17 protein-coding genes and 1 tRNA gene are annotated in these 21,073 nt (G+C 64.1%); 15 read left to right on the top strand and 3 right to left on the bottom strand.

The features are described from left to right. Positions 1-317: 317 nt before the first annotated feature. The 7 genes from ACFE8X_RS13715 to ACFE8X_RS13685 all read left to right on the top strand — a co-directional run bounded on the left by ACFE8X_RS13715 (position 318) and on the right by ACFE8X_RS13685 (position 7,265). Positions 318-809, top strand: a complete 492-nt coding sequence (locus ACFE8X_RS13715; RefSeq protein ID WP_375452047.1) for a GNAT family N-acetyltransferase — start codon at positions 318-320, stop codon at positions 807-809. Between the two features lies 1 nt (position 810). After that, on the top strand, positions 811-1,836 hold the full coding sequence (gene nagZ, locus ACFE8X_RS13710) for a beta-N-acetylhexosaminidase (protein ID WP_375452046.1): 1,026 nt from the start codon (positions 811-813) through the stop codon (positions 1,834-1,836). Positions 1,837-1,867: 31 nt separating this feature from the next. Then, positions 1,868-3,526 (top strand): ABC transporter substrate-binding protein, encoded by a 1,659-nt coding sequence (locus ACFE8X_RS13705; protein ID WP_375452140.1) that lies wholly within the window; start codon positions 1,868-1,870, stop codon positions 3,524-3,526. A 168-nt stretch (positions 3,527-3,694) separates the two neighbouring features. Next, entirely contained in the window at positions 3,695-4,672 is a 978-nt protein-coding gene (locus tag ACFE8X_RS13700; protein WP_375452045.1) for an ABC transporter permease, read from the top strand. Positions 4,673-4,675: 3 nt separating this feature from the next. Continuing rightward, positions 4,676-5,563 carry an ABC transporter permease gene (locus ACFE8X_RS13695; RefSeq protein WP_375452044.1) on the top strand — a complete coding sequence of 296 codons (888 nt, stop codon included), beginning with the start codon at positions 4,676-4,678 and terminating at the stop codon, positions 5,561-5,563. Then, positions 5,560-6,369: an ABC transporter ATP-binding protein gene (locus ACFE8X_RS13690; protein ID WP_375452043.1), complete on the top strand. Its 810-nt coding sequence runs from the start codon at positions 5,560-5,562 to the stop codon at positions 6,367-6,369. Before ACFE8X_RS13695 ends, ACFE8X_RS13690 begins: the two co-directional genes overlap by 4 nt. Continuing rightward, on the top strand, positions 6,366-7,265 hold the full coding sequence (locus ACFE8X_RS13685; protein ID WP_375452042.1) for an ABC transporter ATP-binding protein: 900 nt from the start codon (positions 6,366-6,368) through the stop codon (positions 7,263-7,265). The genes ACFE8X_RS13690 and ACFE8X_RS13685 overlap by 4 nt, the downstream gene beginning before the upstream one ends. 6 nt (positions 7,266-7,271) lie before the next feature. Here ACFE8X_RS13685 and ACFE8X_RS13680 read toward each other — a convergent pair whose 3' ends face one another. Next, the gene (locus ACFE8X_RS13680) at positions 7,272-8,093 is read right to left on the bottom strand and encodes a C40 family peptidase (protein ID WP_375452041.1); all 822 of its coding nucleotides are present in this window, start codon (positions 8,091-8,093) and stop codon (positions 7,272-7,274) included. Between the two features lie 320 nt (positions 8,094-8,413). On the opposite strand from ACFE8X_RS13680, the gene ACFE8X_RS13675 reads away from it, so the two are divergent. Next, the gene (locus ACFE8X_RS13675) at positions 8,414-9,355 is read left to right on the top strand and encodes an N-acetylglucosamine kinase (RefSeq protein ID WP_375452040.1); all 942 of its coding nucleotides are present in this window, start codon (positions 8,414-8,416) and stop codon (positions 9,353-9,355) included. On the opposite strand, the gene ACFE8X_RS13670 is transcribed toward ACFE8X_RS13675, so the two are convergent. Further along, a complete protein-coding gene (locus tag ACFE8X_RS13670) occupies positions 9,352-10,587 on the bottom strand; it encodes an NAD(P)/FAD-dependent oxidoreductase (RefSeq protein ID WP_375452039.1) in 1,236 nt (411 codons plus the stop codon). The genes ACFE8X_RS13675 and ACFE8X_RS13670 overlap by 4 nt on opposite strands. A gap of 201 nt (positions 10,588-10,788) precedes the next feature. On the opposite strand from ACFE8X_RS13670, the gene ACFE8X_RS13665 reads away from it, so the two are divergent. From ACFE8X_RS13665 to ACFE8X_RS13650, 4 genes are all read left to right on the top strand, one after another. Continuing rightward, positions 10,789-12,762 carry a PhoX family phosphatase gene (locus tag ACFE8X_RS13665; RefSeq protein ID WP_375452038.1) on the top strand — a complete coding sequence of 658 codons (1,974 nt, stop codon included), beginning with the start codon at positions 10,789-10,791 and terminating at the stop codon, positions 12,760-12,762. A 140-nt stretch (positions 12,763-12,902) separates the two neighbouring features. Continuing rightward, positions 12,903-14,090 (top strand): benzoate/H(+) symporter BenE family transporter, encoded by a 1,188-nt coding sequence (locus ACFE8X_RS13660; RefSeq protein ID WP_375452037.1) that lies wholly within the window; start codon positions 12,903-12,905, stop codon positions 14,088-14,090. Beyond that, complete coding sequence (locus ACFE8X_RS13655) at positions 14,087-14,713, top strand: molybdenum cofactor guanylyltransferase (protein WP_375452036.1); 627 nt, start codon at positions 14,087-14,089, stop codon at positions 14,711-14,713. Before ACFE8X_RS13660 ends, ACFE8X_RS13655 begins: the two co-directional genes overlap by 4 nt. A gap of 67 nt (positions 14,714-14,780) precedes the next feature. Beyond that, positions 14,781-14,855, top strand: a tRNA-Asn gene (locus ACFE8X_RS13650). Between the two features lie 285 nt (positions 14,856-15,140). Here the strand turns inward: ACFE8X_RS13650 and ACFE8X_RS13645 are convergent. Then, entirely contained in the window at positions 15,141-17,471 is a 2,331-nt protein-coding gene (locus ACFE8X_RS13645) for a glucose/quinate/shikimate family membrane-bound PQQ-dependent dehydrogenase (RefSeq protein ID WP_375452035.1), read from the bottom strand. A gap of 186 nt (positions 17,472-17,657) precedes the next feature. On the opposite strand from ACFE8X_RS13645, the gene ACFE8X_RS13640 reads away from it, so the two are divergent. The 3 genes from ACFE8X_RS13640 (at position 17,658) to ACFE8X_RS13630 (ending at position 20,766) form a co-directional block, all read left to right on the top strand. Continuing rightward, positions 17,658-18,110, top strand: coding sequence for an SRPBCC domain-containing protein (locus tag ACFE8X_RS13640; protein ID WP_375452034.1), 453 nt, complete (start codon positions 17,658-17,660; stop codon positions 18,108-18,110). Between the two features lie 49 nt (positions 18,111-18,159). Next, positions 18,160-19,569 carry a cryptochrome/photolyase family protein gene (locus tag ACFE8X_RS13635; RefSeq protein WP_375452033.1) on the top strand — a complete coding sequence of 470 codons (1,410 nt, stop codon included), beginning with the start codon at positions 18,160-18,162 and terminating at the stop codon, positions 19,567-19,569. 153 nt (positions 19,570-19,722) lie between these two features. Then, entirely contained in the window at positions 19,723-20,766 is a 1,044-nt protein-coding gene (locus ACFE8X_RS13630) for a cysteine synthase A (protein WP_375452032.1), read from the top strand. Positions 20,767-21,073: the final 307 nt, after the last annotated feature.

Here is a 21,073-nt window from a genome sequence, read left to right as displayed (position 1 = left end):
TTATGCAAGACCCCGCGTCTCGAAGGATGAATTTTCCAAACTGGGACGCCAGGCCAAAGCCGCCAGGGGAGACTTCAAGGCCGTCGCATCCCATCCTGCAACACCCCGTCCAGCCGCCCGAGCAAGTTTTAGACGTTGCATCGCCTGGCGGCTGTACTTGCGAGCGGCGTGAAGGTCCTGGCATCTGAAACGCGAATAGCGGACACTTGGTCTTTGAGTCGTTGGCCGATGGCTGGCCCCACAGGCACCCGGCTTAGGCATAGACCGCGTGCCAGGCGCTTGTTGGTTGTTACCGGGATTTGATCGGTCGCTTGCCCATGGATTGCTTGGTAAACCTTTATTCTCGAAGGATGGCGGCCCTGGCGGAGCGAATCCGGTCTGTCGAGGCGACGATCCGCGTGGCGCTTCCACCGGAACTGCACCTCGTCCAGGGCTGGGTGCGGGAGCACTTCAGCGAGTATTGGGTCAGCGAGGTGACGGTGGCCATGGCGCATCAGCCTCCGGGTTGCCTGATCGCCGTGGTCGAGGGCGAGTTGGTTGGCTTTGCCTGCTACGATGCCACGGCACGGGGGTTTTTCGGTCCGACCGGGGTCGCCGAAAACCAGCGCGGCAAGGCTATCGGGCTGGCGCTGTTCTATCACACGCTGGCTGCGATGAAGGCTCAGGGCTATGCTTACGCCGTGATCGGTTCGGCCGGCCCCGTGGAGTTTTACGTCAAGGCTGTAGGCGCCGTACCGATCGAAGCGGACAGGCAAGACATCTACCAGGGTCTGTTGCGCGTTCGGCCCAAGTCGGAAAGCACCGATTAATATGGCATCCACACCACCGCTGGCGCTTTTCGTGGGCATGCCTGGACATGAATTGTCGGTGGACGAAAGCGCTTTCTTCCGCGAGGCCAATCCGTTCGGGCTGTTTCTGTTCCGGCGCAACCTGGACAATCCCGAGCAGGTGCGGCGCCTTTGCCGGCAGTTCCGCGAGGCGGTGGACCGCGAGGATGCGCCGGTGTTCATCGACCAGGAAGGCGGGCGCGTCCAGCGTCTCAACAATGGCAGATGGCCAAGCTTTCGTGCCTTGGGTGAATTCGGCGCGCTGGCGCGCAAGGACCTCGAACTGGGCCAGCGCGCGATGCGGCTGTCGAGCCAGGCGATGGCGACGCTGATGGCCGAACTCACCATCGACAGCGGCACGACGCCGGTGGCCGACCTGGCCCGCAAGGGCACTCATGAGGTGATCGGCCAGCGGGCTTTCGGCGACGACCCGGACCTCGTCATCGCCATGGCGCGCGAAGTGATCAATGCCATGCTGGAGGCGGGCGAACTGCCGGTCATCAAGCATATTCCCGGCTATGGGCGGGTCACCGTCGACCCGCATTTCGATTGCCCGGTGGTCGATGCCAGCCGCGAGGACTTGGCCGCCACCGATTTCCGCCCCTTCATGGCGCTCAGGGACACGCCCTGGGCCATGGTGGCCCATCTCATCTTCACCCAGATCGACCCGGAGCGTCCTGCCTCGGTTTCGCCCCTTGTCTGCAATCTGATCCGCCAGGACATTGGTTATGAGGGCGTGATCATTACCGATTGCCTGACCATGGAGGCGCTCAAGGGCACCTGGGCCGAACGTGTTACCGCGGCGCTCGATGCCGGCTACGATATTGCGCTGCATAGCCAGGGGGATCTGGCGGCCAGCCAGGCGGCGGCCCGGGCGGCACGTCCGCTGAGCCAGCAAAGCCTGGCGCGAATTGCCCGCGCGCAGGCGATGCGGGGGGCCAAGCGGGTGGACATCGCCGCCTTGCACGCCGAAGTCGAACAGATCTTCACCGACAATGGCATCGCCTAGGCGATATTCAGATGCAGAGGAGAAAACAGTGCTGAAAAAAAACGTGATCCTGGCAGCCTCCGCCATGGTTCTGGCACTGGCCGCAGCGCCGGCCAGTGCCCAGAGCGTATTGACCGCCAGTTCCGAGCAGACCACGACCTGGGTGCGCAATTTTAACCCGTTCAACCAGACCTCTGCCCGCGCCACGACCAAGGACTTCATCTATGAGCCCCTGGCGATCTTCAACCGCCTGGCGGGCAACAAGTGGGAACACCGCCTGGCGGAAAACTTCGAGCTGGCAGATGATCTTAAATCCATCAGCTTCACCTTGCGCGATGGGCTGAAATGGTCCGACGGCGAGCCGCTCACCGTCGACGACGTGGTGTTCACCTACGATTATCTGAAGAAATTCCCGGCGCTCGACTTCAACTCGATCTCGCCTCTGATGTCCTCGGTGGAAAAGGTCGACGAGCACACGGTTCGCTTCAACCTGGTGCAGCCCAATTCGCTGATTGCCACCACCATTGTGGCCATGCCCATCGTGCCCGAGCATATCTGGAAGGATGTTGCCGACCCGGTGACCTTCGCCAACGAGACGCCGGTCGGCTCGGGGCCCCTCACCGAAATCACGCGCTTCACGCCGCAGGTCTATGAGCAATGCCGCAATCCCAACTATTGGGACGCAGCCAGCCTCAAGGTCGATTGCATGCGCCTGCCCCAGCTTGCCGACAATCCGCAGGTCCTGGCGGCCCTGGCCGACGGCACGCTTGATTGGGCGACCAGCTTCATTCCCGATATCGACAATACCTTTGTCGCCAAAGATCCCGAGCACAATAAATACTGGTTCCTGCCCTCCAGCCTCGTCGCCTATACGCTCAACTTCGAGGCGCCCGACGCGAACAACAAGAAAGCCTTTACGGACGTCAATTTCCGGCGCGCGGTCAGCATGCTGATTGATCGCCAAACCATCGTCGACATTGCCGGCTATGGCTATCCGCTGATCAACGAAGATCCTGCCATGCTGGGTGAGTTCTACAAGACGTTCGGCAATCCCGAAGTCGCCACCCAGTTCGGCCAATACGGCAAGTTCAACCTCGATGCCGGCGTGGCGCTGCTCGACCAATCGGGCTATGTCGACAAGGACGGCGACGGTTTCCGCGACAATCCCGATGGTACGCCGATCAGCATCGATATCGAAATCCCCAATGGCTGGACCGACTGGATCGATGCCGTGCAGATTTCCATCGAAAGCCTACAACAGGCCGGGCTTAACGTGAGGATGAGCACGCCCGAGGAATCGGTCTGGGCTTCCGACCTGATCGACGCCAAATATTCGATGTCGCTCAATGCCATCGCGTCGGCCGCCAATCCGTACTTCCCGTATATCCGCTCGTTCAATCCGGCCGATTTCGGCAAGAGCCGCTTCTCGGCGCAACGCTGGACCGATCCAGAAGTCGTGGCCATGCTCGACAAATATACCCAGGTGAAGGACCCGGCCGAGCAGAAGTCGATCATGGATGCCATCCAGCTCAAGGTGGCGGCAGCCATGCCGGTAATCCCGGTCTACAACAGCCCGTCGTTTTACCAATACAGCACCAAACGCTTTACCGGTTGGGCCAGCGCGGACAATCCCATCACCTCGCCGGTGATCTCAAATGCCAATCCAGGCCGCCTGATCCAGCTCCTGGCGCTGAGGCCGGTGGCGCCATAGCGTCCGGTCGATTTTCGGAACGACTTTCCACGAACCATCAGTCGACGCCTCCCCCTACCAGGGGGAGGAGCCGATCAGTGGCACTGACGAGTGAGTGCCCTTACCCATATTCAATAGCCCTCCCCCTCCAGGGGCAGGAGCCTCCGGTGGATGAAGGAAAAATCGTACATGGCCTTTCTGCTCCGGCGCCTGGCATTCTATCTGGCCGCGTTCCTCGCCGCCGCAACGATCAATTTTTTCCTGCCGCGCCTGATGCCGGGCGATCCGGTGCAGATCATGTTCGCCGGCGCCGGCTCCAACCTGTCGCTGGAAAACCTCAACGCCCTCAAGCTGACCTTCGGCTTCATCGACGCCCCGATCGGCCAGCAATATCTCGCCTATCTGCAAAGCGTCTTCACCGGCGATCTGGGCCGTTCAATCAAGTATTTCCCGCTGCCGGTCACCGAGCTTCTGGCACGGGCGCTGGTGTGGACCCTGGGCCTGGTCGGCAGCGCCACCATCGTCAGTTTCACCATTGGCACCCTGCTTGGCGTGATGGCGGCCTGGCGCCGCGGCACGCTATTCGATGCGGTCGTCTCGCTGCTGGCGATCTTTTCCAGCTCGGTTCCGGCGGTGGTCATCTCGCTGACCATGCTGTTCGTGTTTGGCTATAGCCTGGGCTGGTTTCCCAACGGCTATGCCGCCGATCCGATGCTCGATCCGGCCTTTGGCTGGGGCTACATCTCGAGCGTGCTGCATCACGGTGCGCTGCCCATGTTCACCATGGTGATCGTGCTGACCGGCGGGTTCGCGGTGACCATGCGCAACAACATGATCAACCTTCTGGGTGAGGACTATATCGTCATGGGGCGTGCCAAAGGGCTCAGCGACAACCGGGTCATGCTCTGGTACGCCGCCCGGAACGCCTTGCTGCCCACGGTGTCGGCCCTGGCGATATCCATCGGCACGATACTGGGTGGCTCGCTGGTGACCGAGGTGGTGTTCAACTATCCGGGACTGGGCAATACGCTTTACCAGGCCATTCTCGCCCGCGATTACCCGGTGATCCAGGGGCAGTTGCTGATCATGACCGCAGCCATGCTGGTCGCCAACTTCGTCGTCGATCTGAGTTATGTGCTGCTCGATCCGCGCCTGAAAAAGGCCTGACCCATGCAGCTGTTTTCTCAACTCCTGCAGAACAAGAAGGCCTTGGTGGGCGTGGTTATCCTGGCCGTCATCCTGCTGGTGGCCATTTTCGCGCCGTTCCTCTCCGAATACAGCCCCACCCAGCGCGTCGGCCGCCCGCACCAGGCGCCATCGCTCGAGCACTGGCTTGGCACCACGCGCCTGGGTCATGACGTCTTCACTCGCCTGATCTACGGCGCGCGCGTCTCGCTGGCCGTCGGCTTCGGGGCCGGACTGATGATCACCGTCATCGGCACCGTGCTGGGCATCATCGCCGGCTACAAGGGTGGTGTGGTCGACGAGATCATCAACTTCTTCACCAATCTGGTGCTGGTTATACCCAACCTGCCCTTGCTGCTGGTGATCGCCGCCTTTGTCGGCCAGGCGAGCCCGCCGGTCATCGCGGTCATCCTGGGCCTGACCTCCTGGGCCTGGGGCGTGCGCGTCACCCGCTCGGAAACGCTGTCCATCCGCCAGCGCGACTATGTCAAGTCCGCCGAGATGCTGGGTGAGCCGAGCTGGCGCATCATGGCTTTCGAGATCTTCCCCAACCTGATCTCCATCGTCGGCATCAACTTCATCGGCAGCGTCATCTTCGCCGTCATCACCGAGGCGACGCTGGAATTCCTTGGCCTGGGCAATCCCAATACCGTCTCCTGGGGCATCATGCTCTACAACGCCCAGAACGCCTCGGCCCTCTCGGTCGGCGCGTGGTGGGACCTGCTGTCGCCCTGCTTCGCGCTGGCTTTGCTGGGCCTTGGCCTCGCGCTGATCAACTTCGCCATCGACGAAGTCGCCAATCCGCGCCTGCGCACCGGGGGAATGCTGGGGCGCTGGACCAGAATGGTCCGCGCGGGGGAGGGCAAGCTATGAACGTTCTCTCGATCGCCAACCTCTCCATCGACTATGTCGGCACGCAGAGCGTCTTCCACGCCGTCAAGGACGTGAGCTTCGATATTGCGCCCGGCGAATTCTTCGGCCTCGCCGGGGAGTCGGGTTGCGGCAAGTCCACCATCGCCTTCGCCATCAGTCGCCTCCATCGCCCACCGGCGCTGATCCGCTCGGGCAGCAAAATCCTGGTCGATGGTCGCGACGTGCTCGCGCTCGACGATGCCGAGTTGCGCAGGTTCCGCTGGCGCGAGGTCGCCATGGTGTTCCAGAGCGCGATGAACTCGCTCAACCCGGTCTTGACTGTCGAGGCCCAATTTTATGATGTGCTCAAGACCCATAGCGGCATGTCGCGCGCGGCGGCCCGTCAGCGCGCCGCTGAGCTGCTCGCCCTAGTCGACATCCCAATCGACCGCCTGGCTGCCTACCCGCACCAGCTTTCGGGCGGCATGCGCCAGCGCATCGTCATCGCCATCTGCCTGGCGCTCAATCCAAAACTGCTGATCATGGACGAGCCGACCACCGCGCTCGACGTGGTCGTGCAGCGCGAAATCCTGCAGCGCATCGATGCGCTGCGTCGGCAATTGGGTTTTTCGGTGCTGTTCATCACCCATGACCTGGCGCTGATGGTGCAGGTGAGCGATCGGATCGGCATCATGCTGGAAGGCGAGCTGATCGAGGTCGATGCGGCGCAGGCGATCTATTCCGCGCCGCGCCACGATTACACGCGAAAACTCTGGGCCTCGATGCCGCGCCTGCACGGCCAACAGATCGCGCAGGATGACAAATGAGCGATACCGCGCCCATTATCGCCCTCGACAATGTCTCCAAAGTCTTCGGTCGCGCCGAGGCCCGCGTCTATGCGGCGCGCTCGATCTCGTTTGCCCTCCATCCAGGCCGCACCGTGGCGCTCGTCGGCGAGTCCGGATCGGGCAAGACCACGGCGGCCCGCTTGATCATGCGCGAATACCGGCCGGACGAAGGACGCCTGTTGTTTCGCGGCTCACCCGTCGATGGCAGCCTCAAGGCGTATCGGGGGGCGGTGCAGATGGTGTTCCAGGACCCGTTTTCCTCGCTCAACCCCGTCCATACCATCCGCTATCACCTGGAGCGTCCACTACGGCTGCATCAGCCGACGCTGAGCGGCGCAGCACGCCAGGCGGCCATCGCCGAGCTGCTGGCAAGGGTCAAGCTCGATCCAGCACTGATCGCGGCCAAATACCCCCATGAGCTGTCCGGTGGCCAGCGGCAGCGCATCAGCATCGCGCGCGCCCTGGCGGTCGATCCCGAGGTGATCATCGCCGATGAGCCGACCTCCATGCTCGACGTCTCGGTGCGCCTGGGCATCCTCAACCTGCTCAACGACATGAAGCGCCAGCTGGGATTGGCGGTGCTTTACATCACCCACGACATTGCCACGGCCCGTTACGTCGCGGAGGACATCATGGTCATGTATGCCGGCCAGATCGTGGAATGGGGCGCGACCGAAAGCGTGCTGGGCAATCCCCAGCACCCCTATACCAGGCTGCTGCTCTCCGCCGTTCCCGATCCCGACCGCCGCTTCACCGACGCAAGGCTCGGTGACGAGCTCAGCCAGATCGAAGTGATCCGCCGGCAATCAGCCATCGCGCAACCCGAAGTGCGTGAGGTCGGCGCCAACCACTTCATTCGCCCAATGCCGGCATAGGCGGCGTCAAATGCGCCGAAATGCCGTAGGCTCCCCGCCGCCAAGACGGCTGATGCGCGCCTGTGCCTCGGCCAGCGGCTCGATAGCTACAGCCATGTGCCAGCCGTTGGCGTGAATGATGTCGGTCTCGCTGGTCATGATCGCCACATGGCCGCGCCAGAAGACCAGGTCGCCGCGCCGCAGCGCCGCAACCGGCTCGCCCATCGCCGCTTGTTGGTCGCTGTCGCGACGGCACGCTCGGCCGCAGGCGTAAAGCGCCTGCTGCACCAGACCGGAACAGTCGAGCCCCAGGCTCTCGCGCCCGCCCCAATAATATGGCGTACCGACGAACCGCTCGGCGACCGCGACGTAGTCTGGCTCGGCCTGGCCGATGGGAACCAGATGCTCCTGCACGAACCAACCGCCCGTCGTCTTGACGAAGCGACCCTCCTGCCCCTCGGCGGCAATGAGGGCGTTCATCGAATAGATCCCGGTGGGTGAGGCCTTGATGCTGGGCGCACTGAACGCGTAGGTACGCAGCGCCCGCACGGTATGGGTCGGCGCCGTCGGCGGCCCGCCCAGTGCCATAGCCTCGACATAACCGACATAACCATCGCGCGCCGCCTGGCCAAAAGCCCAGCCGTCCACCTCGTCCAGTACCTCGAATAGCTCGCCGAACAGCACCTGGTCGAGCTGTTCGGCGCCAGGCGACGGTGCGCGGCGCAGGGCGGCGGAGGGGATCACGGTTTGGCGCACGGTCGTGTCGATGTAGCGGGAAGCCGGGACGATGCCGTTCAGCGAGCGGGCAGCGATGCCCTCGCGCGCCAGGGTCAGGCGGGGATCAGGCAAGGTCGGCCTTCATCATGGCGCGGACAAAATGCGCCGTCGCGTGCCGCTTGCCGGTCATGAAGTGGAAATCGCCCATGGCGGAAGGCTAACGCAACGAGCGCGACCTGTCACGCGCAGAAACCCCGCAACAGCGTCGTCTTGCCCGCGCGGCCGGTGCGGGTCGGACACTGCCAATGGCAGCTTCGAACCAACCGGGATGACCACGCCTTTACATCAGCGCAATGGTGGCCGATCTTGTGGTATTGAACTGGTATGGTTTTGAGGAACGAGCATGGCCTTACTCAGTTTGCGTGAGGTCAAGAAGAGTTCAAGACCGAAGCATGACCGCGTACCTCGGCGTTGATATCGGCGGGACGGCATCGCGCTGGGTTCTGCTAGATGCTGATGGGGCCGTCATCGCCCGTGGTTCCGCTGCCGGCGCGACAGGCCATGTGTTCAATCCGGCCGAACGCGAGCGCCTGTTGGCGACGCTCTCCACCATTGCCGAAGCCGCGCGCAATTTCTCACCCACCGCCGCCTGCCTGGGTATTACCGGATTGGGCGACAGCGTGCATGATGTGGTGCGTGACATGGTGGCTGCCCTCTTGGGCATAGCACCTTCGGCCATTCAGCTTGGCAACGATATGGAGCTGGCATTTCGCGCCACGTTCGCGCCGGGCACGGGGCACCTGATCTCGGCGGGCACCGGATCGATCGGGCTGCACCTGACCACCGACGGGCAACTGATCCGCGTCGGCGGCCGCGGGTTGTTGATCGACGATGCCGGCTCCGGCACCTGGATCGCACTCAACGCCCTCGACCAGCTCTATCGACGGATCGATGAAACCGGCGGTCCAGCCGACGCGGCGTTACTCGCTGCCGAACTCTATGCCGACATTGGCGGCGAAGGCTGGGAGCAGACCCGCAGCTTCGTTTATGGCGGCGATCGTGGCCGCATCGGCGCCCTGGCGCAGGCAGTGGCGCGCGCGGCAAGCCAGGGGGATCCGGTCGCAAACGACATCCTGGCGCGCGCGGCGATCGAATTGGCGCGTCTGGCCAGTGCGCTGATTGCCAGGGCCGGTCCCTTGCCCGTTGCTTTCATCGGCGGCATCATCACGCTGCATCCGGGCATCAAGCCGGCCCTGAAAGCGGCCCTGCCCCAGGCCGTAATGAGCTTTCCCCAGATCGACGCCGCAGCCCATGCGGCCCAATGGGCGCGGGACATCCATGGGGACGCGGTGACGGGGATCGTGCACGCATCCCTGCCGGACCCGAAAGCCTAGTCGAACCGGGTGACGCTATAGGGCGTCGGATCGATGAACGGCGCCTGGTTGGTCATCATGTCGGCCAGCAGCCGCCCCGTGGCGGGTCCCAGGGTTAGTCCATGATGCGCATGGCCCAGCGCCAGCCACAGTCCCTCGCGGCCTTCGGGACCAATGATCGGCTTCATGTCCGGCGTGCAGGGACGCGCGCCCATCCAGGGGCTTGGGTCGAGCCGCTCACCCAATGGATAGGACACGGCGGCGATTCTCTCGGCGGCATCGAGTTGGGCGAGATTGGGCGGCGCGTCGAGCAGGGCGAACTCTGCCCCCGTGCTCAGGCGAATGCCGCGGTTCATCGGTGCGAGCAAAAACCCGGCCTCGTCGTAGATCGGCATGGTGATGCCAACATTGCCACGGGGGGCATAATGCATGTGGTAACCGCGCTTGACGCCCAGCGGCAGCCGGCGGCCGAGCTTGCGCAGCATCTGGTCCGACCACGGCCCCAAGGCAATGACGGCCTCCCTGGCGCTCATTGCTCCATGCGCACCATCAACCTCCCAGCGGCCGGCCACGCTGCGCAATGTCATCGCATCGCCGGTCACCAACTGGCCGCCCAAGCTCTGGAACAGGCGCAGATAGGCCTGCGTCAGGGCGAGGGGATCGCGCACGGTCCAGGGCTGGGTCCAGTGGATAGCGCCGGCAAGTTCTGCGGTGACGCCCGGCTCCCGCAACCGCAGGGCATCGGCGTCGAGCGCCTCGTGATCGAGGCCGAACCGCTCAAAGGACTCCGCCTGTTCGCGCGCGGCCCGATAGCTTTCGTCACTGCGATAGGCCTGCATCCAGCCGGCCTTGCCGATCAGATCGGCGGCGCCGGCCTCTTCGATTAGCGGGGCATGTTCGCTCACGGCATGGGCGATGAACTTGGAATAATCCTCGACGATGGCGCGGTAGGACGAAGCGCGCGAAGCCCACCAATACTGCGCCAGGAACCGTGAAATCTGCGGCAGCGCGCGCCACTGGAACCGCATGGTCGTGCTCTGGTTGCGGGCATAGTTGAGCAGCGCCGGCAGGTTTTGCGGAAACAGATGCGGCGCCACGCCCTCGCGCTGGATCAGCCCGGCATTGCCGAACGACGTTCCCTCGCCCGCGCCTTGCCGATCGACCAGCACGACCGAGCGACCGCGCTTGACCAGATGGATGGCCACGCTGACGCCGACGATCCCGGCGCCAAGCACAAGGACATCCGTCTTCATCAGCAAACTCCATGCGGTCGAATCAATGCCGCTCATGCATCGCCAATTTTAGGCGGCTGGCAATCGGGCTCAGCTGGAATTTGGTGCCGGAAAGTGGGTTTGGCGCATCTCGGACGGCCATGCTGGACGGGCGACAAACACTGTCATTGAAGCGTCGTCTCGGCATGCTTGGTGGCGACCAGCAAGCCCCAGGAGCCGACGATGACTGATCGCCAGAAGACGCGCGAGCGTCCCAACCCGCGCCGTGCCTTTGCCCAGAGCTATGGCTCGTTGCTCAATGAGGGGTTCAATCGCCGAACCCTGCTCAAGGGCTTCCTGGCCAGTTCCGCCGTTGCAGCCATGGGTGGCAGCTTTGGGGTTGGCCGCGCGGCCGCTGCCGAGGGTGCCTCGACGCTGACTTTCACGGAACTGTCCCGGGTGCGCGATGCCCAGGATCACTGGCCGGAAGGCTATGATCGCCAAGTGCTGCTGCGCTGGGGCGATGCGATTTTTCCCGATAGCCCGGACTTCGATCTCGCGACGCTCAATGGCGCCGCCGCCGAGCGTCAGTTCGGCTACAATAACGATTTCACGGTGTTCCTGCCGCTGCCGCTTGGCTCCAAGAGCAACGATCGCGGCCTGCTGCTGGTCAGCCACGAATATGCCAGCCCGTTCCTGATGTTCCCCGGCCTGACCATCGAGGACTATAAGGAGAAGATGACCGAGGACCAGATCCGCGCGGTCATGGCCTCAACCGGCGTCTCCGTCGTCGAGATCAAGCGCAACGGCGCGCAGTGGGCGGTGGTCAAGGACGGCGAGTATAATCGCCGCATTCATATGGGCACCGAAATGGCGATTTCCGGCCCCGCTGCGGGCGATGATCGCCTGAAAACCAAGGCCGATCCGACCGGCACCGTGGTGTTCGGCACCATTTCCAACTGCAACGGCGGCCTGACGCCCTGGGGCACGATGCTGTCGGGCGAAGAAGGCGCGATGGACGTGTTCGCCGGCGACTACACGACGCTGGCCAACCAGGAACTGGTGGAGCGCCAAGGCTGGGACGAAGACGAAAACGACATCTATGCGGTATCGCGCGTCGAGCCGCGCTTCAAGTTCGAGAACGAACCCAATGAATGGATGAAGTTCGACTGGGTGGTCGAGATCGACCCATTGGACCCCACAGCCAAGCCGATCAAGCGCACGGCGCTGGGCCGCATGACCCATGAAGGCGCTCAGGTCAGCCTGGCGCCGGATGGGCGGGTCGTGGTGTTCATGGGCGACGACGACGATTTCGAATATCTCTACCGCTTCGTTACGCGCGACAAATATGATCCGGACAACCGCGCGGCCAATAAGGATCTGCTCGACAATGGCACGCTGTCGGTCGCCCAGTTCGCCAGCGACGGCAAGATGACGTGGATCGCGCTGGTTGCCGGCGAGGGCCCACTGACGGCAGAAGCCGGCTTTGCCAGCCAGGCCGACGTGGTGCTCAACACGCGTGCCGCCGCCGACCTGGTCGGTGCCACCCCGATGGATGCGCCCGAGGGTTTCATTCCCCACACCGGCACCGGCAAGCTCTATGTGGCCATGACCGAAAACGAGGACCGGTTGCCGGCGGGCGAGGATGACCGCGAAAGCGTCAACGCCGCCAATCCGCGCGGGCCAAATCCGCATGGTCATCTGCTTGAACTGGTGCCGCCAGGCGCGCCCGATGCGCCCGACCATGCCGCCGACAGCTTCACCTGGGACGTCTTTGCGCTGTGCGGCGATCCGGGCAAGCCGGAGGACGAGTGCCTTTATCACCCCGACACCACGGCCAATGGCTGGTTCACCGATCCCGACAATATCGGGGTCGATCCGGCCGGGCGCATCTGGGTCACGACCGACGGTCCGCCGCCCGAGGGCATGGCCGATGCGGTTTATGCCATGGATACTGAAGGCGATGGCCGCGCCCTGCCCCGGCTGTTCTACATTCCGCCGACCGGCTCGGAAGCCTGCTCGCCGACCTTCACGCCGGACGCGACCAGCCTGTTCCTGTCGGTACAGCATCCGGGCGAGCTGCGGATGGACGACATGGAAGACGCTTCGTCCATGGCCGACGCCGGCACGTCCTGGCCGGACTTCGCCGACGCCATGCCGGCGCGTCCGTCCCTCGTGGTCCTGACCAAGCGCGACGGCGGTGTCGTCGGAAGCTGATCAAAATCCGGGCCGAGCGCCTTTGCGACATGCACGGGCGCTCGGACACCGATTGGCGCTTCACCAATCAGTGGCACTTGCATAGGTTTGCCCGCAAAAGCGAGGGCATGACCGTGACCGACACAGCAAGAGGCCAGCACATGGCCCGCAGCGATTTTGCGCAACCGCTGATGGCGGGCGCATTGGCGGCGGTGGTTGGCTATGCCAGCACCTTCACCTTGGTGCTGGCGGCGCTAAGCGGCGCCGGCGCATCGCCGCAGCAGGCGGGCTCCGGGCTGTTTTCGGTCTGCGTCGCTATCGGCATCCTCAATATCGCGGTCAGCTCTCGCAGCCGCATTCCCGTCAGCTTTGCCTGGAGCACGCCCGGCGTGGCTTTTTTGTTGACCGTGGGCGAACCGGTGGGCGGTTATCCGGCGGTAGCTGGCGCGTTCCTCGTCGCGGCTGGGCTGATCGTGCTGGCAGGGCTGATCAAACCCTTTGCCAGGCTGGTAGCCGCCATTCCGGCGCCGATCGCCAATGCCATGCTGGCGGGCATGCTGCTGACGCTGTGCCTGGCGCCGATCACCGCCGTCGCGGAAATGCCGGCACTGGCGCTGCCGATCCTGCTCGCCTGGGCCATCGGGCTTCGCTTTGCGCGGCGCTATGCCGTGCCGATCGCGGTGGTGGCGACAGGTATCGCGCTGGCTTTGTCCACCAGGCTGGCGCCGGGCGCGCTTGATGGAAGCTGGCCCAGTATCGCGCCGATCATGCCGGTGTTCACGCTGGACGCCATCTTGCGCATCGGCTTGCCGATGTTCATCGTCACCATGGCCTCGCAGAACCTGCCGGGCCTGGCGGTGATGCAGGCCAATGGCTTTTCGCCGAAGCCGGCGCCGCTGTTCGTCATGACCGGCATCGGCAGCGCGTTGACGGCGCTGTTCGGCGGGCACAGCATCAACCTGGCGGCGATCACCGCGGCAATCTGCGCCGGCCCCGAGGCGCATCCCGATCCGGCCAAGCGCTGGCCCGCCCCGGTGGCTGCGGGGGTGGTCTATTTGTTGCTCGCACCCGGCGCGAATTTGGCGGCCGCCTTCATTGCCGCCGCGCCGCCGATCCTGATCCAGGCCGTTGCCGGGCTGGCGCTGCTGTCCAGTCTCGCGGCGGCGCTGGGCGGGGCCCTGGCGGACGAAGAAGCGCGCCTGCCGGCAATCGTCACCTTCGTCACCACCGCCTCGGGAGTCTTGATCCTGGGGGTCGGCGCGCCGTTCTGGGGCCTGATCGGCGGCATAGCCTTGCTGGTGGTCCTGCGGCTTGGCGCCAACAAATCGCCGCCACCCATCGCATCATGAGCATACCTCACGCGGTCATCATTGCCGGCGGGCAAGGCGACCGCCTGGGCGGCGTGCGCAAGGCCGAACTTCGGCTGGGCGGACAACGGCTGATCGATCGCGTCAGCACCGCGCTGGGCCCTGTGGTCTCTCCGCTGCTGGTGGCGAGCGGTCCGGGGCATCGCGTCCCGCAAGGCGATTACCCGGGCGTGCCGGATTTGTCCGCAACCCCGAGCGGACCATTGGCAGGGTTGGCGGCGGCGGTCGACTGGCTGGCCGAGAATGGCGCCACCGACGGCTTGTTGGTCTCCGTGGCCGTCGACACTCCCTTCCTGCCGCCGGATTTCGTCGCGGTCATGATCGCCGCGCTCGGCTCGAACGCTGCGGTGTACGCGAGTTGGGGCAACGATTTTTACCCCCCCAACGCTCTTTGGCGGCTTGAGTGTATTGCAGCGCTTCCAGAGCGGATTCGCGCCGGCACGGCACCGAAAAGTCTGCGGGCCTCGCTGGTCGAGTTAGGTGCCAACCCGCATGACTGGCAGGCACAAAGCCCGCTCAATCCCTTCGACAACCTCAATACGCTTGGCGATCTGATCCGGCTGGGACGTCGAGCCGCGCAATTGGCATCGGACAGCGCGCAATGAGGGCTTGGCAAAGCAAACCAAGTTCGCTACATGGACCTCGCCTTCGCAAGACGGCGCACGAATGTATTCCGCGGTAGCTCAGTGGTAGAGCAATCGGCTGTTAACCGATTGGTCGTAGGTTCGAATCCTACCCGCGGAGCCATTCGTCCCCATAATATTGCGATTTGTTGTGACCTCCGACCATCCGGTCCCCCACATCTTGAGCTTGAATATCAGAGGCGTCGCTCGCCCTCGCTTTGACGTATCGCAGCTTGCCTTTGATGTGCGCGTTTAACGCCGCTTAACCCGCCTGTGGTCTAAGGGTCTGGCAACCCCAGTGGACCATCATGTTTGCCATTTCCTGCCTGTTCGCCATCGGCCTCATCTTCGTTCTGAGCATCGACCTGCAACGCCACAAGCGCCGCTAGGGCTTGCGATCAAAGCCGCGTCACGGCAGCGTATAGGCCATCACGTAGTCGCCCGGCTTGGTGCCGACCGAGCCATGTCCACCGGCCACGATCAGCACATATTGCTTGTCGCCGACCGTATAGGTCATCGGCGTGGATTGGCCGCCCGCCGGCAGCCGCGCTTCCCACAGCTGATTGCCGGTGGTGACATCGTAGGCGCGCAGGAAATCATCCACCGATGCCCCGAGGAAGGCAACGCCGCCCTTGGTGATGATCGGCCCGCCGATTCCGGGCACGCCCACCTTGAACGGCAGCGGCAAGGGCGTCATGTCGCGCACGGTGCCGTTGCGATGCTTGTAGGCGATTTCGCCGGTACGCAGGTCGGCGCCAGCCACAAAACCCCAGCCGGGGGCCTGGCAGGGAATGCCCAGCGGCCCGAGGAACGGGCCCATGACCACGCCATAGGGCGCGCCGTCGTTACGGTTCAATCCCTGCTCGCTACCCTTTTCGCCCTGCCCGCGCTTGGGAATGTCCGCTGCCGGCACCAGGCGCGAGGTGAACGCGAGATAGGTGGGCATGCCAAACATGATCTGCCGTTCGGGATCGATGGCGATCGAGCCCCAGTTGAAGGTGCCGAAGTTGCCGGGATAGACAATCGATCCCTGCAACGATGGCGGCGTGTAGCGGCCTTCATAGCGGTTCTGGTGCAGTTCGATCCGGCACATCATCTGGTCGAACATGGTGATGCCCCACATGTCCTGCTCGCGCAGCGGCGCCGGCTTGAAGCTGAGGGCCGATGTGGGTTGCGTTGGCGCCGAAAAGTCGCCTTGAACGGCGCCTTGCGGGGCCGGCTCTTCGGTAATGGGCAGGATGGGTGCGCCGGTGCGCCGGTCCAGTACGTAAATATCGCCCTGCTTGGTGGGCACCACCAGCGCTGGAACCGGCGTGCCATCGGCATTTGTGATATCAAGCAGCGCCGGTTGGGCCGGAACATCCATGTCCCATAGGTCGTGATGAACGAACTGGTTGACCCAGATGTCACGGCCCGTGGCGATGTCGAGCGCGACCATGGACGAGGAATATTTCTCGACGCTCGCCGTGCGGCCAATGCCGATCTGGTCGGGCACCTGGTTGCCCAGCGGCACATAGATTTGCCCCAAAGCCGCATCGACGGAAAATACCGACCAGCTATTGGGCGAATTGGCCGTGTAGGTGGCGCCGCCGGCAATATCGATCGGCGTGGTCTGGCCGGGATTGCCCGAGTCCCAATTCCATACCAGTGCCCCGGTCAGGGCATCGAAGGCCCGGATGACGCCCGATTGCTCCGTGGTGGAATAATTGTCGTTGACCGCACCGCCGATGACCAGCTTGCCATCGACCGCCACGGGCGGCGAGGTGGAATAATAATAGCCAGCCGGAACGAAGGGCATGCCCGCTTCCAAGTGCAGCGTGCCCTGGTCGGCAAAACCGGGACAAACCGCGCCATTGGCCGCATCGAGCGCGATCAGCCGTGCATCGGCCGTCGGCAGGTAAACGCGTTCGGCACAGGCTGTTCCCGGCGCAGCGGTCGGATCGGCCCAATAGGTCACGCCCCGGCAGGTCTGGTGCTGGCGATCCGGGTTCATGCCCGAATTGGCGTCGAACCGCCATTTCTCGGCACCCGTGGCCGCGTCGAGCGCGATCGCCAGGTTGTGCGGCGTGCAGATGTATAACGTGTCGCGCACCTTGATCGGGGTCACCTGATAGGTGGTTTCGCCGACGTCGTCGGGCCGCTTCACGTCGCCGGTCTGGTAGGTCCAGGCCGGCTGCAAGCTGGCGACATTCTGCGTGGTGATCTGCGCCAGCGGGGAATAGCGCTGGCCATAGGGCGTGCGGCCATATTGCTGCCAGTCGCCGTCATCGAAATCGGCCCCCAGGTTCGGGTTTGCGATCACCGAGGCGGTGTTCAGCGAGCCGGCGATGTCCTGGGGGTCCTGGAACATGGCATAGACGGCAACGACGATGGCCACGAGATTTGCCAGGGTCAGCCCGATCGTGCTGGCGCTCCAGCCGCGCCCGCCGGCCAGACGGCCCCTGATCCAAGGCATCCACAGCCAAAGACCCAAGACGACGATGACCCCACCCCGCGCGCCAAGCTGCCACCAGTCGAAGCCGACTTCCCAGACGGCCCACGCGATCGAGCCGACCACGAGCGCCGCATAAACCCAAAGCGCTGCGCTGCGCCGGCGAAACAGGAAATAAGCGGAGAGGAGAAACGCCAGCCCCGCGATCAGGTAATACCAGCTGCCACCCAGCGCGGTCAGCCATGCGCCTCCTCCGGCAAGCGCCAAGCCGATGAGCGCAAGGACGATGGCGGTCAGGATCACAAGCATAGGACGCTCCTAGTGGCGCAGCGGGCATCTGCAATCCTTCAAGCGTCCGCGCCCCGATTGGTTCCTGCGCGCGGACGGGTTATGCGGCAGGCGCATTGCCAGTACCGGGAGAGCGGAGTAGGACAGCCGCAAACGTAAGCCCGGTGCGGCACGGCATCGGTGCGCGCCCATGAAGGTATCGCTGCCATGAGCAATGGAATCGACACGGACGGCGAAAGCCAGATCACCCTCACCCGCATCATCGAGGCCGACCTCGAGGACGTTTTCGCCGCCTGGACCGACCCCGCGCTGATCGAGCAATGGCAGGCCGATTATGCCGAAGTCGATCCGTTCGAGGGCGGCGACTACAAGTTCGTCACCGAAGGGGATGACGATGATCCCGGCGAGCACATCGTTTCGGGTGAGTTCCTGCAGTTCGTTGAGAACGAACGGCTGGTGATGAGCTGGGTGCACAAGGACGACGACAGCGGGGATGAGCTGATCTTCGTGCTCGATATCGCCTTCAAGGCCGTGGGAGACGGTCGTACCAGCATCACCATCGTGGAGCGCGGCGTGGCGCATGCCGATCCGCAATCGCGGATTTTTTCCATCGAGGCCTGGAATGGCGCGCTGGAGCAACTGGCCGAACTGATGGAGTGATCCAGCCGCTGTTCCGGCGCGTATGGGTTCCCCAAAAGGGGAAATCGACATGGGCGAACGCACCGCGCTGGTCTGGCTGCGCAACGATCTGCGGCTGGCGGATAATCCGGCGCTGCATGCCGCCTTCGACGCGGCTGACAGGGTCGCGGCGCTCTATGTCCACCAGAGCGATCCGGACGTGCGGGCGCCCGGCGGCGCGGCCAGATGGTGGCTGCATCACAGTCTGGCGGATTTGAACGAGGAGCTGGCCAAGCTCGGGGTGCGCCTGTCGGTGCATACCGGCAGCGCCCTCGATACGGTGCGCGCCGCCCTCAAGGACAGTGGCGCGACCAGCGTCTTCTGGAACCGTCGCTACGGCCCGGCAGAGGCCAGGACCGACCTCGTGGTGGAAAACATGCTGCGCGCCGAGGGCGTCGATATCGGCACCTTTGCCGCCAATGTCCTGGCGGAGCCGTGGACGGTGAAGACCGGTGCTGGCAATCCATTTTCGGTCTACACCCCGTTCTGGAAGGCGCTGAAGGGCCAGCATATCCCCACGCCGCTGCCGGCGCCCAAGGGCCGATCGCCGATCAAGCCCATTCCGGTGGATACCGATTACCGACAGCCCAGATGGGCCGGCAAGCTCACCCCGTATTGGCACATCGGGGAAGCCGGCGCCCACGAAGCGCTGGCGGTTTTTATCGACGGCGGCCTGCCTGATTATCCCCAGGGGCGCGATTTTCCTGCTCGCGCCGTCACGTCGAGACTGTCACCGCATCTGCGGTTCGGCGAGATCAGTCCGCGCCAGATATGGCATGCCGGACATGGCCTGGCCGCACGCGAGCCGCACCGGGCGGAGACGGTCGACAAATTCCTGTCCGAGCTGGCCTGGCGCGATTTCAACTACCACCAGCTCTATCACCGCGAGGATATCGCCACCGTGCCGATGCAGGGCAAATACGCCACGATGACCTGGCGGGATGCGCCAGGCGAGTTGGCGGCCTGGCAGCAGGGCCGCACGGGCTTTCCCATTGTCGATGCCGGCATGCGCGAGATGTGGGCAACCGGGTTCATGCAGAACCGCGTGCGCATGCTGACGGCGTCCTTGCTGGCCAAGAATTTGCTGATCGACTGGCGGCGGGGCGAGCAATGGTTCTGGGATTGCCTCGTCGATGCCGACGACGCCAACAATCCCGGCAATTGGCAATGGGTGGCCGGGTCCGGGCTGGATGCCTCGCCCTATTTCCGCATTTTCAACCCGGTGACGCAGGGCGAGCGGTTCGACGTCGAGGGCGCCTATGTGCGCCAATGGGTGCCCGAATTGGCCAAGCTGCCCGACCAATGGGTGCAGCAGCCGTTTGCCGCGCCAGCCGACGTGTTGCGGCAGGCCGGCATCGTGCTCGGCCAGACCTATCCCCAGCCCATCGTCGATCTGAAAACTTCGCGCGTCCGCGCCCTTGAGGTGGCGCGCGAGCTCTGATCGTGGGAATGGCGTTGCGGGTTGGCGGGCAATGGCGGCAGGGTATGCGCGAAACCAGCGCGGTTGGGAAAAGCCATGCCGCTCGGGCACTTGGCGCTTGTGGACGGGCAGGGGCGCGCCTAACATTACCCTTCCTCCAGCACGAAACATGCCATGTCCAAGCACCAAGACCTGATTTCCGCCATCGGCAATACGCCGCTGATCCGCCTCAACCGCGTCTCGACGCTGACGGGATGCGAAATCTGGGGCAAGGCGGAATTTCTCAATCCGGGTCAGTCGGTCAAGGACCGCGCGGCGCTGTTCATCATCCACGATGCGGTCAAGAGCGGCGCCTTGCGGCCCGGCGGCACCATCGTGGAGGGCACGGCGGGCAATACCGGCATCGGGCTGACGCTGGTGGCCAATTCGCTCGGCTTCAAATCGGTGATCGTCATTCCCGATACCCAGAGCCAGGAAAAAAAAGACGCTCTGCGGCTCTATGGCGCCGAGCTGATCGAAGTGCCGGCCAGGCCCTACAAGGACCCCAACAACTACATCAAGGTGTCGCAGCGCCTGGCGGAAAAGCTGGCGCGCGAATTGCCCGATGGTGCGATCTGGGCCAACCAGTTCGATAATGTCTCCAACAAGCGCGCCCATGTGGAAACCACCGGCCCCGAAATCTGGCGCCAGACCGGCGGGCGGATCGATGGTTTCATCTGCGCCGTCGGCTCGGGCGGTACGCTGGCCGGCGTCGCCGAAGCGCTGCGCGAGCGCAATAGCGACGTGCAGATCGGCCTTGCCGATCCCGAAGGCGCCGCGCTCTACAGCTATTACACGACCGGCGAGCTGAAATCGGCGGGCAATTCCATCACCGAAGGCATCGGCCAGGGCCGGATCACGGCGAATTTGGAGGGCCTCAAGATTGACCGCGCCTACCAGATCCCCGATGGCGAGGCCCTGCCCTATGTGTTCGACCTGCTCGAACACGAGGGACTGTGCCTGGGCGGCTCCAGCGGCATCAACATCGCCGGCGCCGTGCGCCTGGCCAACGACCTGGGCCCCGGCAAGACCATCGTCACGATCCTCTGCGACTACGGCAATCGCTACCAATCCAAACTCTTCAACCCCACCTTCCTGCGCGACAAGGGCCTGCCCGTCCCCACCTGGCTCGAAGGCCGCACGCCGATCGACATCGCGTCGGTGATGGAGCCGGTTTAGGATTGGTTGGGGTCGTCGTTTATCCCCGATCCCTCGCCTCTTGCCCGCCTTGGGCACAACACCACCCCACCCACGGTGTCACACCGGCGCAGGCCGGTACCCATCCCGAGATGCACCCCGGCCGCAAGGTGGTAGTAACACCGCAACATCGTGGCTCCCCACCCCCTCCCAACCTCCCCCATCAAGGGGGAGTGTTTACATTAGACTTGGAAAGGATTCTTCTCGGCTCGCTGGAGTGGTGATTTGGGAGGAACGGATGAATTGTCCTGATTGTGGCGGCGCTAGGTTGCGCCGGACCGGTCTGAAA

The sequence above is a fragment of the uncultured Devosia sp. genome, assembly GCF_964244875.1.
In the GTDB taxonomy this organism is placed as follows: domain Bacteria; phylum Pseudomonadota; class Alphaproteobacteria; order Rhizobiales; family Devosiaceae; genus Devosia.
The sequence above is the reverse complement of the archived record's forward strand: the minus strand, read 5'-3'. Positions and strand labels throughout refer to the sequence as shown.